We start from the raw sequence: 13,165 nt of genomic DNA, 5'->3' as shown, positions 1-13,165 counted from the left end.
TTTTCATGGCCGCAACGGTCACCGCCGAGTGGATCGCCGTCGACTGGGGCACGTCGAACCTGAGGGCCTGGGCCATGGACCGGGACGGGACGCCGCTTGCCATGCGGGAATCCGATAAGGGCATGGGGCGGCTCAAGCCGGATCAGTTCGAGGATGCGTTGTTGGCGCTCGTCGGAAACTGGCTCGATGAGGATCGTATCACCAACGTGCTCGCCTGTGGCATGGTCGGCGCACGGCAGGGCTGGATGGAGGCGGATTATCGCGCGGTGCCCTGCTCTCCGGCGGGGAGCGATGCGCTGCTGGTTCCAGGAACCGATCCGCGCATCCGCGTCTCGATCCTTCCCGGATTGATGCAGGAGCAGCCCGCCGACGTCATGCGTGGCGAGGAAACGCAGATCGCGGGGTATCTGGCGGACAACCCCGGCTTTGCGGGTAACATCGTGCTGCCGGGCACCCACAGCAAATGGGCCCGGATTGCGGGCGGCGAGGTGACGGGATTTTCGACCTATATGTCAGGAGAAGTGTTCGGACTGCTCTCGAAGCAATCGGTGCTTCGCCACAGCGTTGCCGGTGATGGTTGGGACGCCAGCGCCTTCAGATCATCGCTGAGGGAAAGCCTTGCCGAACCGGCAGCGGCCATGGGCGGACTGTTCCGGCTGCGGGCGGAATCGCTGCTGCATGGGCTCGCGCCGGATGCGGCGCGGGCACGGCTTTCGGGCATCGTGCTGGGCCTGGAACTGGCGGCGGCGCGCGAGCACTGGGAAACCGGACCTGTCGTGGTGATCGGCGCCTCGGGGCTTGGAAAGCGCTACGCCGAGGCCATCGAGGTGGCTGGGGGCAAGGCCGAGCAGATCGAGGGCGAAGGGATGACGCTGGCGGGGCTCGCTTCCGCCTATAATCAACTGCACGGAGGCAGCAAATGAACCGCAAGCTGATCGCCATTCTGCGCGGGATCACGCCGGAGGAGGCGCTGGGCATTACCGAAGTGCTGATCGGGGCGGGAATCGAACGGATCGAGGTTCCGCTCAACTCGCCCCGTCCGCTTGAGAGCATTACGATGATGGCCGAGCGGTTCGGCGCCGACACGCTGATCGGGGCGGGCACGGTGCTGACGGCGGGCGAGGTCGAGGACGTTGCCAATGCGGGCGGCAAGCTGATCGTTTCGCCCAATTGCGACACCGGGGTCATCGAACGGACCAAGGCGCTGGGGCTGGCATCCTATCCCGGCGTCTTTACGGCCACCGAATGTTTCGCGGCCCTTCGGGGGGGGGCAGACGGGCTGAAGATCTTCCCGGCCTTCACCATGGGGCCCGAGGGGCTGGCGGCGCTGCGCGCGGTGCTGCCGGCTGACCGGGACGTCTATGCGGTGGGCGGGGTCGGCGCGGACAATTTTTCGCAGTGGCGCGAGGCCGGGGCGAACGGGTTCGGGATCGGCACGGCCATTTACAAGCCCGGCCTCAGCGCCGGGGACGTCAAAGAACGCGCGCAGAGGCTGGTGGCAGCCTATGACGAGGTAATGGCATGACAAGCATGGTATATGACGACCGCATTTCGGCGCTGGCGGAAGGTCCGCTTTGGCATCCCCTGCGCAAGCAGCTTTTCTGGTTCGACATTCTGGGCGGCAAGCTGCATACGCGGGATGCGCGCGGCCGCCAGTCCTGGGACCTTGGCGAATATGGGTCGGCAGCGGGATGGATCGATGAGGATCACCTGCTCATCGCCACGGAAACGGGGCTCTGGCGCTTCAACGTTACGACCGGCGCGCGGGAAAAGCTCGTGGCGCTCGAAGCCGACAATCCCGACACGCGCTGCAATGACGGGCGCGCGGACCCCTGGGGCGGGTTCTGGATCGGCACGATGGGCAAGACACCGACCAAAGACGCGGGCGCGTTCTATCGCTTTTACAAGGGCGAGTTGCGCAAGCTGTTTGGCGGGATCGCCATTCCCAACGCCACCTGCTTTGCCGCCGACCGCTCACGGGCGTTCTTTGCCGACACGGTAACCCACAAGGTCATGCAGGTGGCGCTCGATCCGGCTACGGGATGGCCCTCGGGCGATCCGTCGGTCCATATCGATTTCAGCGCGGATAAACTCAACCCCGATGGGGCGGTGATCGACGCCGAAGGGCTGATCTGGATCGCGCAGTGGGGCGCATCGTGCGTTGCGGCCTATGACGGGGCGGGAAAGCTTGTGAGAAAGATCAAGGTCCCCGTACCGCAGGTCACCTGCCCGGCCTTTGGCGGGGCGGATCTTTCAGCGCTCTATATCACCACGGCGCGTGAGAATATGGACATCAAGGCCATCGCGCAGTTCCCCGAAAGCGGCATGGTGTACCGCGCCGATGGTGTGGGGCGCGGCCTGCCCGAATATCAGGTCGTCCTATAGATTGGCGCCCGGCATCGTGCCCCCGACGATGCCGGTCAACTCGCGCGCCGCATCGGCGACCAGCGCGCCGATGCGCTCGACCCGATCCTCGGTGACGCGCGCGGTGAGGCCGGAAACGGAAATGGCGCACAGCGCCTCGGCCTGATGGTTGTAGACCGTGGCGGCAACGCAGCGCAGGCCGACGACATACTCTTCGTCATCGACCGCATAGCCGCGCCTGCGGGTTTCGGCCAGATCGGCCTTGAGCATCGAGGGGACGGTGATCGCCTTCTCGGTCAATCTGCGCATCCCATACCGGCGGATGACCGCATCGACATCGTTGTCGCCATAGGTGGAGAGAATGGCCTTGCCCATGCCCGAGGAAACCATGGGCGCCCTGCCCCCGACCCGGGTGATGGCGCGCATGATCTCGCGGCTTTCCACCTGGGTCAGCACCACCACCTCGCCATCGTCGACGACGCCCAGATTGGCGGTTTCGCGCGTCTGGTCGCGCAGGCGCCGCAGGATGGGCAGCGCGGGCGCCACGAAATTGCGCTGGCGCACGAAGGCCGAGCCGACCCTGAACGCGGCGCGCCCCACATGCCATGTGCCTTCCGAGCGGTCGAACTGGACGAAACGGTGCTGTTCGAGCGTGGTCAGGAGCCGGTGGACGGTGGAAATGGAAAGGCCGGTGCGCTGGGCGAGATCGGTCAGGCGATAGCCTTCCTCATCATCGCCGAGAACCGAAAGGATGGCGAGCGCGCGCTCGACCGACTGGACGGTGCCGGAGCGCTTTTCCTTGGGTGTGGCGCTGGTATCCATATGGCTCACCTCTCCCCGATGTCATTCCGGCATTCATTGCCGAAATCCAGTGCGATGCCACCACGCGCGTCGGCGCTTGTTGAACGCTCCGGCTGGACCCCGGCAATGAATGCCGAGGTGACAGTTAAGTGTTATGAGCATGGCCTAGACAGTCGGCACTCACAAGGCCATTGCCAAAAAGGCAAGCCGCCCGCGCTTTTCGGCACGGACGGTCTTTTTGGCAGCGGGCATTGAAGAACGTGGCAGGCATCGCTGCCCCCCTCATCCGCCCCACGAGCCCCCTCTCCCCTTGCGGGAGAGGGGTTGGGGGTGAGGGGTGCTGCGGTGCCCGATGCAGGCTCTACCGGCGCGCGGTGGCCTTTCCGGCGGCGTGCTTTGCTTCCCAGCCCTCGAAGGACAGGTCGCGTTCGCCGTTTTCATCGCGGATCGAGGTCTGGAGACCCATCTGGTTCAAAAGGCCAAGGAAAGGCTGCGGGGGCAGTTCCTCGACGTTGACCATCCGGTGGACGTCCCAGACGCCCTTGGCGATGAGGATCGCGGCGGCGACCGGCGGCACACCGGCGGTATAGGAGATGCCCTGCGAGCCGACCTCGTTATAGGCGTCCTTGTGGTCGGCGACGTTGTAGATGAACACCTCGCGCTCGACGCCATCCTTGGTGCCCTTGACCAGATCGCCGATACAGGTCTTGCCCTCGTATTCGGGCGCCAGCGAGGACGGATCGGGCAGCACGGCCTTCACCACCTTGAGCGGCACGACTTCGAGCCCCTCGGCGGTCACGACCGGCTTTTCGGACAGAAGGCCGAGATTGTTGAGGACCGTGAAGACGTTGATGTAGTGCTCGCCAAAACCCATCCAGAAGCGGATGTTGGGCACGTCGAGATTTTGCGAAAGCGAATGGATCTCGTCGTGGCCGGTGAGATAGGACGTGCGCTCGCCCACGACCGGCAGGTCGTCGGTGCGCTTGACCTCGAACATCTTGTTGGTCTGCCACTCGTTGTCCTGCCAGGTGTAGACCCTGCCGGTGAACTCGCGGAAGTTGATCTCGGGATCGAAATTGGTCGCGAAATATTTCCCGTGGCTGCCCGCGTTGATGTCGATGATGTCGATGCTTTCGACGGTATCGAAATATTCCTCGACCGCCAGCGCCGCATAGGCGTTGACGACGCCCGGATCGAACCCTGCGCCCAGAATGGCGGTAACGCCCTTCTTTTCACACCGCTCGCGCCGCTTCCATTCGTAGTTGCCATACCAGGGCGGCGTCTCGCAAATCTTGGCGGGGTCTTCGTGGATGGCCGTATCGATATAGGCGGCACCGGTCTCGATGCAGGCCTCGAGGACCGGCATGTTGATGAAGGCGGAACCGACATTGATGACGATCTGGGACCGCGTTTTCGCGATCAGGGCCTTTGTCGCCTCGACGTCGAGGGCATCGAGCTCATGGGCCCTGATGACGCCGGGTTTTTTGAGCGACTTCTTTTCGAGGACGCTTGCGACAATATCTTCGCACTTGGAGAGCGTGCGCGAGGCGATGTGGATGTCGCCCAGCACGTCATTTGCCATTGCGGCCTTATGGGCGACGACCTGCGCCACACCTCCGGCTCCGATAATCAGAACGTTCTTTTTCACTTCGCACGTAACACCTTTTTGAGAAGTTGAACCAAGCTACGCCAGTCTGTCGTCATCGGGGTCTCAACCCAGTCACGAAAGGCTCTGCGCGTAGTCCTCAAACGTGAACTCGCGGACGAGTTCCACCTGTCCGTCCAGGTGACGTACCGCAATAGACGGCATCTGGACCCCGTTGAACCAGTTCTTCTTGACCATGGTGTAGCCGGCAGCATCGAGGAACGAGATACGGTCCCCGGCCTTGAGCTCGGTCTCGAACTGGAACTCTCCAAAAATGTCTCCGGCAAGACAGGTTTTGCCGCAGACAATATACGTGTATGGCCCGGTATTGGGGGCCACGCTGGCATGCTCGCTATAGATCAGCAAATCCAGCATATGGGCTTCGGTCGATGAGTCAACGATAGCGACGTGCTTGCCGTTGAAGACGGTATCGAGAACGGTAACCTCAAGGGTGGTCGACTTTGTGACCGACGCCTCGCCCGGCTCGAGATAGAGCTGGACGCCATAGCGCTCGCTCATGGCCTTGAGGCGTTGGGCGAGCCTGTCGATGGGGTAGTCGTCATTGGTGAAACGGATTCCGCCGCCGAGGCTAACCCATTCCATCTTATGAAGAATATCGGCGTAGCGCTCCTCGATCTGCGTGAGCAGCGCATCGAGGCTGTCATACTCGTCGTTCTCGCAGTTAAAGTGGAACATCACGCCCGAGAGCCGGTCAAGAACCGGCTTTATGCGCTCCATGTCCCACTCGCCCAGCCGCGAGAATGGGCGGGCCGGATCGGCGAGGATGAAGTGCGAATGGGAGATGCCGGGGTTGAGCCGCAACCCGACCGGCTTGCCCAGCGCCTCGGCCTTTTGCGCGTAACGCTCGAACTGGCTGACCGAATTGAAGATGATCTTGTCGGAAAGGGCGAGCGCCTCGTCGATCTCGTGATCGGCCCAGGCGACCGAATAGGCATGGGTCTCGCCGCCGAATTTCTCCCGGCCGAGCCTGACTTCATTGAGCGATGAGGACGTGGTGCCGTCCATGTGTTCCCGCATCAGGTCGAACACGGACCACGTGGCGAAGGCCTTGAGCGCAAGGACGCATTTTACGCCGGAAGCCTGACGCAAATACGATATTTTTTCCAGGTTTCGGAGAAGTACCGATTTGTCGAGCAGGTAGTAAGGCGTCTGTGGCGTCAATTCTTGCGATCGAACCTCCTTGCGGCGGTCAGGCCGGATGGTGTGGACGGGGCTGATTTAATGAATGTAAGGAGGGTGCACAAGTGGTTGGGGAAGAATCTTTTTTTCCTCGCATCATAGCTTTTCCCGCGCTGGCTTCGCCGGGCTTTTGCGTCGAGGCTGCGCACCCTTTGACTTCTCCGGCATCCGGACCCAAAAGACGCATATGCGCGAACTTCTCGTTATCGGCATCGGCACGGGCAATCCCGATCACATGACCCTTGAAGGCGTGGCAGCGCTTGCGCGGGCCGATATCGTGTTCGTTCCCACCAAGGGAGACGAGAAGGCCGAGCTTGCGGCGGTGCGCCGGGAGATCTGCGCGCGGCATGCGGGGGCTTCGGCGCGTATCATGGAGTTTCCGCTTCCCGTCCGGGATGCGGCCAACCCTCGATACGAAGCCGGGGTGGATGACTGGCACGCGGAAATTGCCGGGCGCTATCGTGAGTTGATCGGTGCGCTGGGCGAGGGGCAGACCGGGGCGTTCCTCGTCTGGGGCGATCCGGGGCTTTATGACAGCACGCTGCGCATTCTCGAACGGGTGCGGACGGAGAACTTTGCGTTCTCTGTGAAGGTCGTGCCGGGCATCACCGCCATTCAGGCCCTGACGGCGGCGTTTGCCATCCCGCTCAACACGATCGGCAACCCGGTGACCATCACCACGGGCCGCAAGCTGCGCGAGGGCTGGCCAGACGGGGTCGACAGCGTCGTCGTGATGCTCGACGGCCAGAAGAGCTTTGCCCATATCGATCCGGCGGGGCTTCGTATCTGGTGGGGGGCCTATCTGGGCATGGAAAAACAGGTGCTGATAGAAGGCCCGCTAGCCGAGGTGGCGGACCGGATCGCGGTGGCGCGCGACGCAGCACGGGCGGCGCATGGATGGATCATGGACGTTTACCTGTTGCGGAGGGCCCTTTGAATCCCCCTTCCCCGCGCGGCGCCTGCCCAACGCTTGCCGCACCGATGGCGGTTGCGGACGGATTGCTGGTACGGTTTCGCCCGGCCCATGGGCTGACGCCCGCGCAAATGGGCGTTTTGGGGCGGGCCGCCGAGACGTTCGGAAACGGGCGGGTCGAGATCACGGCGCGCGGCAGCGTTCAGGTGCGGGGGCTGACGCGGGAGACGGAAGGCGATTTCCGGGCGTCGATGGATGCGGCGGGGATCGAGGCGAAGACGGGGGTTGCCATCGAGATTTCGCCCATTGCGGGGGAGGACCCGGAAGAAATCCGCGATCCGCGATTGCTGACGGACCGGATCGGCGCTGCTTGTGAAAGGGCGGCGGCTGACGGGCCGTTGTCGCCCAAACTCTCGATCGTTCTCGATAGCGGCGGCCAGGTGTGCCTCTCGGGGCTCAAGGCGGATATTCGGCTGACCGCTCATGCCGATGGTTGGGAGATGATGGCCGGCGGGCAAGCCGTCGGCACGCTCTCCGAAGATAAGGTTCCTGCCGCCATCGCTGACGTACTCGGGCGGCTACAGATGCTTGGGCCGAGAGCACGGGGGAGTGATCTTGGATATGGGGATACTCCGCGATGGCCGAAACACCGCAGCACCCCTCATCCGACCTCCGCTTCGCTCCGGCCACCTTCTCCCTCAAGGGGAGAAGGGGACTCCGTGGATGTCTCGGCTTACGAGCCCCCCTCTCCCCTTGAGGGAGAGGGGTTGGGGGTGAGGGGTCCTGCGGTGCCAGCCAGAAACGCCGTATTCGCTCTCAAGTCGGATATGAAGGCCCTGCGGACCGGACTGCCATTTGGGCAGGCCGGGGGAGAGCAACTCGTAGAACTGGCACATCTCATGGACGCGCATGGCGTTGCCGAGGCTCGCCCGGCGCCGGGGCGGACGCTGGTGTTGATCGGGGCCTCCGAAGCTCTTACGCCTGCCCTTGCCGCGCTCAGGTTCGGCGCTCCCGGATTCCCGCTGTGCTCGGGGGCCGAGGCGGCGGAAGGGGGTGTTATCCATGCGGCGGACGTCGCGCGGGCGCTTGCCGGGGCGGCGCCGGATCTGATGGATGGTTCGGTCCATCTGCATGTCTCGACATGCGCCAAGGGGTGCGCTTATGCCGGGCGGCCCGGCATCGTGCTTGCGGGTAATGATCTGGCGATCTATCGGGGCGCGGCACAAAAGCCGTTTGCAAGGCTCGATCCTAGGGCTATTGAAGCCGGGCTCGTCTTGCTGGCCCGGCGAATCCGTGAGGGAAGAAAGTCGGGCGAAACGACGCTGGAGTTCCTGGAGCGCCATGACGCAATATGACTATATCCGCGATGGCGAGACGATCTATCGCCAGAGCTTCGCCACGATCAGGGCGGAGGCCGAACTTTCGCGCTTTTTGTCCGAGGAGGCGGATGTCGCCGTGCGGATGATCCATGCCTGCGGGATGGTCGAGGCGGCGCGGTTCTTCCGGTTCTCGGACGGTTTCGTTGCAGCGGCGCGTGGCGCGCTCGTTGGCGGGGCGCCGATCTTTGTCGATGCGGAGATGGTGGCGCGCGGGGTGACGCGGGCGCGCCTGCCCGCAAACAACGACGTCATCTGCGAGATCAACAACCCCGAAACGCCTCATCTGGCAAAAGATTACGGGACGACCCGCTCGGCGGCGGCTCTCCATATCTGGCTGCCCCGGCTGGCGGGATCGGTGGTCGCCATCGGCAATGCGCCCACGGCGCTGTTCCAGTTGCTCGAATTGCTGCGCGATGGCGCGCCCAAACCAGCGGCGATCATCGGGATGCCGGTTGGGTTCGTGGGTGCGGCGGAATCCAAACAGGCTCTTTTTGAAAACTCCTATGGCGTTCCCTTTGCGATCGTCGAAGGCAGGCTCGGGGGCAGCGCCATGACGGCAGCGGCACTCAACGCGCTGGCAAGGCCGGGTATATGAGCAAGAATACGGGACGCCTGATCGGCGTCGGGACGGGCCCGGGCGACCCTGAATTGCTGACGCTCAAGGCGCTGCGGGCCATCGGGGAAGCGGACGTCATCGCCCATTTCTTCAAGGCCGGGCGCAAGGGCAATGCGCGGAGCATCGTTGCGGCGCACTGGCCGGACAATGCGATCGAGTTGCCGCTGCCCTATCCGGTGACGACCGAGATCGCGCGCGAAGAGCCCGGTTATCGCGGGGCAATCGCCGGGTTCTTCGATGATGCGGCGGCACAGGTCGCGGACCATCTCGATGCCGGACGCAGCGTTGCGGTGCTCTCGGAGGGCGATCCGCTGTTTTACGGGTCCTACATGCACATTCATGTGCGGCTGGCCCACCGCTATCCAACCGAGGTGATACCGGGGGTGACGAGCCTTTCGGGCTGCTGGTCGGACGCTGGCCTGCCGCTGATGCAGGGCGATGATGTGTTCACCGTTCTGCCCGGCACGCTTTCTCTCGAAGCCCTGACGCAAAAGCTCAAGGGCACCGAGGCGGCGGCGATCATGAAGGTGGGGCGAAACCTGCCCAAGATTCGTGAGGCGCTGACCGGGGCGGGCAAGCTCGAAGGGGCGGTCTATGTCGAGCGCGGCACGATGAGCGATGCCGCCGTCATGCCGCTGGCGGGGCGCAACGATGCCCCTGCCCCCTACTTCTCGGTGGTCCTCGTTCCCGGCTGGGCGGGACGGCCATGAGCGGGCGGCTGTTCGTTGTGGGGACCGGGCCGGGCGCCCCCGGGCAGATGACACCCGAGGCGCGCGAGGCAATCTCGGCGGCAACGCATCTTTTCGGCTACAAGCCCTATCTCGACCGGCTGGATCTGCGCGCCGACCAGCAGGCCGTGGCATCAGACAACCGCGAGGAACTGGCGCGTGCGGGCGCGGCACTCGATATGGCGGCTGAGGGCGAAACCGCGGCGATGGTCTCGGGCGGCGATGCCGGGGTGTTCGCGATGGCCGCCGCAGTTTGCGAAGCGATCGATAAGGGACCGGCAGCGTGGCGCGAGGTGGAGTTGATCGTCGTGCCGGGGGTCACCGCGATGCTCGCCGTTGCCGCGCGGGTGGGCGCGCCGCTGGGCAACGACTTTTGCGCCATTTCGCTCTCGGATAACCTCAAGCCATGGGACGTGATCGAAAAGCGGCTGAGGCTGGCCGCCGAGGCGGGGTTTGCCATAGCGCTCTACAATCCGATCTCGAAGGCGCGGCCGCACCAATTGGGTGAGGCTTTCAATATCTTGCGCGCGGTTCTGCCCATGGAGATTCCGGTTGTCTTCGGGCGCGCGGCGGGGCGGCCCGACGAGCGTATCACCATGACGACGCTCGACGGAGCGAGGCCGGAGATGGCCGATATGGCGACCTGCATCATCATCGGCAACGTCCATACGCGCATCGTTGAACGGGGCGAGCGCCCTGCCCTCCTCTATACGCCGCGCTCGGTGCCCGCCCATGGCTGAGCGCTGGCTGACAGTCGTGGGGATCGGCGAGGACGGGCTGGACGGGCTCACCGATCTCACCAAGAGTCTCATCGCCCACGCGGAAATCGTATTCGGCGGGGTGCGGCACCTCGAACTGGTCTCCCGGCTCAACCTTGCGGAAAAACGGCGCTGGCAAAGCCCCATCGAAACCTCGATCGAGGAAGTGGTGCGGCTGCGGGGGCGCAAGCGGGTGTGCGTTCTGGCGAGCGGCGATCCGTTCCACTTCGGGATCGGCGCAACGCTGGCGCGGCGAGTTCCGGCGTCGGAAATGGTGGTTATCATCGCGCCGTCGGCGTTTTCGCTGGCTGCCGCGCGGATGGGGTGGGGCCTACAGGACGTGACCGTATTGTCGCTCCATGGGCGGCCCGTCGATCTGGTGCGGCGGCACCTGCATCCGGGACGGAAAATCCTGGCGCTGACCTCGGACGGGCATGGCCCGGAACAGATCGCGCAACTTCTCGCCACTAGCGGTTTCGGGGGAAGCCGGCTTGCCGTGCTTGAAGCGCTGGGGGGCCCGCGTGAAAAGATCAGGCACGCCACCGCCGCCGGGTTCGATCTGGGCAAGGCCGATGCGCTGAACGTTCTGGCGATCGAGGTTGCTGCCGGAGAGGATGCGCGCATCCTGCCGCTTGCGCCGGGGCTCGACGACGGTCTTTTCGACCATGACGGGCAGATCACCAAACGTGAAATCCGTGCGCTGACGCTTTCGGCGCTCGCGCCGCGAAGAGGAGAATTGCTCTGGGATATCGGGGCGGGTTCGGGCTCGGTGGGAATCGAATGGATGCTGGCCGACCCCTCGCTTGGCGCCATCGCCATCGAGGCCGATGCAACACGGCTTGACCGGATCGCCCGGAACGCGGCGCAAATGGGTGTGCCGGGGCTGACGCTCAAGACCGGCTGCGCGCCTGAAGCGCTCAAGGGGTTGCCGCAGCCGGACGCCATCTTCATCGGCGGCGGTGGAACCGATGACGGGGTGATCGATGCGGCCATCGCGGCGCTCCGGCCCGGCGGTCGGCTGGTGGCCAATGCGGTGACGCTGGAGATGGAGGCGCTGCTCGCCCTGCTCCACGGCCAGATGGGTGGAAAGCTCGTCCGCATCCAGATCACCCGCGCCGAAGCGCTGGGATCGATGAGCGGCTGGAAACCCGCCATGCCGGTCACGCAATGGGCCTGGGCCAAGGAAGCAGCATCGTGACCGTCCATTTCATCGGCGCGGGACCGGGAGCGGCGGACCTCATAACGGTGCGCGGGCGGGATATTCTCGCGCGGTGTCCGGTCTGTCTTTATGCGGGGTCCATCGTTCCAAAGGAAATGCTCGACTGGTGCCCGCAAGGGGCAAGGCTGGTCGATACCGCGCCGCTTTCGCTCGATGAAATCGAGGCCGAATATGTGGCGGCGCATGAAGCCGGGCTGGACGTGGCGCGGCTCCATTCGGGCGATCTTTCGGTGTGGAGCGCGGTGGCCGAGCAGGCGCGGCGGCTCGAAGCTCTGGACATTCCCTATACGCTGACGCCGGGCGTTCCGGCCTTTGCGGCTGCTGCGGCGGCGCTGGGGCAGGAATTGACCAAGCCTGGATTGGCGCAATCGCTGGTTCTCACCCGCGTATCGGGCCGCGCCTCGCCCATGCCGGAAGGCGAAACGCTTGCCGGGTTCGGCGCGACCGGGGCAACGCTCGCCATCCATCTGGCAATCCATGCACTCGAAACCGTCGTAGCCGAACTGGTCCCGCTTTATGGAACCGATTGCCCGGTCGCGATCGTTGCGTGGGCAAGCTGGGAGAGGGAAAAAGTCGTGCGCGGAACGCTGGGCGACATTGTCGCAAAAATCGCGGGAACCCCGATCGAGCGCACCGCGATCATTTTCGTGGGCCGCACGCTCGATTTCGGGGATTTTAGAGACAGCGCGCTTTACGATGCCGCTTACCAACGGCGGTTCCGGGGGCGCGAAGGGCGATGAGCGGGGACTGGCTGAAGCGGCTGCGTGCCTTCATCACGGGTGAATATGTCGCGCTGGCGGCGGTCGCCCTTGGCTGCGCCCTGCTGTTCGTCTTCCTGCGGATGACATCGGTTGCGACCGGCAGCGACACCCATGCACTCGATATCGCGATCATCGAGATGTTCCGAGCGCCCGACGATCCATCACAGATGATCGGCTCCCACCGCGTGCAGGAGGCCGTGCGGGACGTCACCGCGCTGGGCAGCTTTGCGGTGCTCACCATCATCGTTCTGCTGGCCACGGCCTTTCTGCTGTTGACCCGGCAACGGGCGGCGGCGCTGCTCATGCTGGTTTCGGTGCTGGGCGGGACGGCTCTCAGCGAATGGCTGAAGGAAATATTCGCCCGCCCGCGCCCGGAATATTCGACCATCGCCGCCGAAATGTCGGCCAGCTTCCCGAGCGGCCACGCCATGCTGTCGGCGATCACCTTTCTCACCATCGGGGCGCTGCTCTCGCGCTTTACACAAAGCAGCCGGCTGCGCTGGTTTTATGTCGGCACGGCGATCCTGCTGACGGCGCTTGTCGGGGTGACGCGCGTTATGCTGGGCGTCCACTATCCCAGCGACGTGCTGGCGGGATGGGCGCTTGGTGCCGCCTGGGCGATCGCGTGCAGCACGGCGGCGTATTTTATCGTGCGATCCTCTCGCCCATCAACCGGAAATTCCTGATCTGCTCCGGGACGCAAGGCCCTTGGCCTGCCACCAAAAAACCGACATGCTGCGCCTCGTGAATCGAGGTCGGCGGGCCGCAAGCCGAGGGAGAG

Annotated in this window: 14 protein-coding genes; 11 read left to right on the top strand and 3 right to left on the bottom strand. The window is 64.4% G+C overall.

The annotated features are described in order from the left end of the window. Positions 1 to 5 precede the first annotated feature (5 nt). From DQG18_RS11060 to DQG18_RS11050, 3 genes are read left to right on the top strand one after another with little or no spacing between them, the layout of a single operon-like run. On the top strand, positions 6 to 923 hold the full coding sequence (locus DQG18_RS11060) for a 2-dehydro-3-deoxygalactonokinase (RefSeq protein WP_116654327.1): 918 nt from the start codon (positions 6 to 8) through the stop codon (positions 921 to 923). Further along, positions 920 to 1,525, top strand: a complete 606-nt coding sequence (locus DQG18_RS11055; protein WP_116654326.1) for a 2-dehydro-3-deoxy-6-phosphogalactonate aldolase — start codon at positions 920 to 922, stop codon at positions 1,523 to 1,525. The genes DQG18_RS11060 and DQG18_RS11055 overlap by 4 nt, the downstream gene beginning before the upstream one ends. Then, the gene (locus DQG18_RS11050; RefSeq protein WP_116654325.1) at positions 1,522 to 2,385 is read left to right on the top strand and encodes an SMP-30/gluconolactonase/LRE family protein; all 864 of its coding nucleotides are present in this window, start codon (positions 1,522 to 1,524) and stop codon (positions 2,383 to 2,385) included. Before DQG18_RS11055 ends, DQG18_RS11050 begins: the two co-directional genes overlap by 4 nt. On the opposite strand, the gene DQG18_RS11045 is transcribed toward DQG18_RS11050, so the two are convergent. The 3 genes from DQG18_RS11045 to nspC form a co-directional block, all read right to left on the bottom strand. Beyond that, positions 2,380 to 3,186, bottom strand: a complete 807-nt coding sequence (locus DQG18_RS11045; protein WP_116654324.1) for an IclR family transcriptional regulator — start codon at positions 3,184 to 3,186, stop codon at positions 2,380 to 2,382. The genes DQG18_RS11050 and DQG18_RS11045 overlap by 6 nt on opposite strands. A gap of 340 nt (positions 3,187 to 3,526) precedes the next feature. After that, positions 3,527 to 4,813, bottom strand: coding sequence for a saccharopine dehydrogenase family protein (locus tag DQG18_RS11040; RefSeq protein WP_116654323.1), 1,287 nt, complete (start codon positions 4,811 to 4,813; stop codon positions 3,527 to 3,529). A 72-nt stretch (positions 4,814 to 4,885) separates the two neighbouring features. Next, positions 4,886 to 5,992, bottom strand: coding sequence for a carboxynorspermidine decarboxylase (gene nspC / locus DQG18_RS11035; RefSeq protein ID WP_198669745.1), 1,107 nt, complete (start codon positions 5,990 to 5,992; stop codon positions 4,886 to 4,888). 205 nt (positions 5,993 to 6,197) lie between these two features. Here nspC and cobF point away from each other — a divergent pair, with 205 nt between their 5' ends. The 8 genes from cobF to DQG18_RS10995 are packed head-to-tail and all read left to right on the top strand — an operon-like array spanning position 6,198 to position 13,070. Next, on the top strand, positions 6,198 to 6,947 hold the full coding sequence (cobF, locus tag DQG18_RS11030) for a precorrin-6A synthase (deacetylating) (protein ID WP_116654321.1): 750 nt from the start codon (positions 6,198 to 6,200) through the stop codon (positions 6,945 to 6,947). Then, the gene (locus DQG18_RS11025) at positions 6,944 to 8,278 is read left to right on the top strand and encodes a hypothetical protein (protein WP_157970109.1); all 1,335 of its coding nucleotides are present in this window, start codon (positions 6,944 to 6,946) and stop codon (positions 8,276 to 8,278) included. Before cobF ends, DQG18_RS11025 begins: the two co-directional genes overlap by 4 nt. Beyond that, positions 8,265 to 8,897, top strand: coding sequence for a precorrin-8X methylmutase (locus tag DQG18_RS11020; protein ID WP_116654319.1), 633 nt, complete (start codon positions 8,265 to 8,267; stop codon positions 8,895 to 8,897). Before DQG18_RS11025 ends, DQG18_RS11020 begins: the two co-directional genes overlap by 14 nt. After that, positions 8,894 to 9,628 (top strand): precorrin-2 C(20)-methyltransferase, encoded by a 735-nt coding sequence (locus tag DQG18_RS11015; protein ID WP_116654318.1) that lies wholly within the window; start codon positions 8,894 to 8,896, stop codon positions 9,626 to 9,628. The genes DQG18_RS11020 and DQG18_RS11015 overlap by 4 nt, the downstream gene beginning before the upstream one ends. Then, positions 9,625 to 10,386 carry a precorrin-3B C(17)-methyltransferase gene (locus tag DQG18_RS11010; RefSeq protein ID WP_116654317.1) on the top strand — a complete coding sequence of 254 codons (762 nt, stop codon included), beginning with the start codon at positions 9,625 to 9,627 and terminating at the stop codon, positions 10,384 to 10,386. Before DQG18_RS11015 ends, DQG18_RS11010 begins: the two co-directional genes overlap by 4 nt. After that, positions 10,379 to 11,602, top strand: coding sequence for a precorrin-6y C5,15-methyltransferase (decarboxylating) subunit CbiE (gene cbiE / locus DQG18_RS11005; protein WP_116654316.1), 1,224 nt, complete (start codon positions 10,379 to 10,381; stop codon positions 11,600 to 11,602). The genes DQG18_RS11010 and cbiE overlap by 8 nt, the downstream gene beginning before the upstream one ends. Next, positions 11,599 to 12,363, top strand: a complete 765-nt coding sequence (cobM, locus tag DQG18_RS11000; RefSeq protein ID WP_116654456.1) for a precorrin-4 C(11)-methyltransferase — start codon at positions 11,599 to 11,601, stop codon at positions 12,361 to 12,363. The genes cbiE and cobM overlap by 4 nt, the downstream gene beginning before the upstream one ends. Beyond that, positions 12,360 to 13,070: a phosphatase PAP2 family protein gene (locus DQG18_RS10995; protein ID WP_116654315.1), complete on the top strand. Its 711-nt coding sequence runs from the start codon at positions 12,360 to 12,362 to the stop codon at positions 13,068 to 13,070. The genes cobM and DQG18_RS10995 overlap by 4 nt, the downstream gene beginning before the upstream one ends. The last annotated feature ends 95 nt before the right edge of the window (positions 13,071 to 13,165 follow it).

Source organism: Pelagibacterium sediminicola, assembly GCF_003390885.1.
Taxonomy (GTDB): Bacteria; Pseudomonadota; Alphaproteobacteria; order Rhizobiales; family Devosiaceae; genus Pelagibacterium; species Pelagibacterium sediminicola.
Note: the sequence above shows the minus strand (reverse complement) of the source record. Positions and strands in the feature narration are given on the sequence as shown.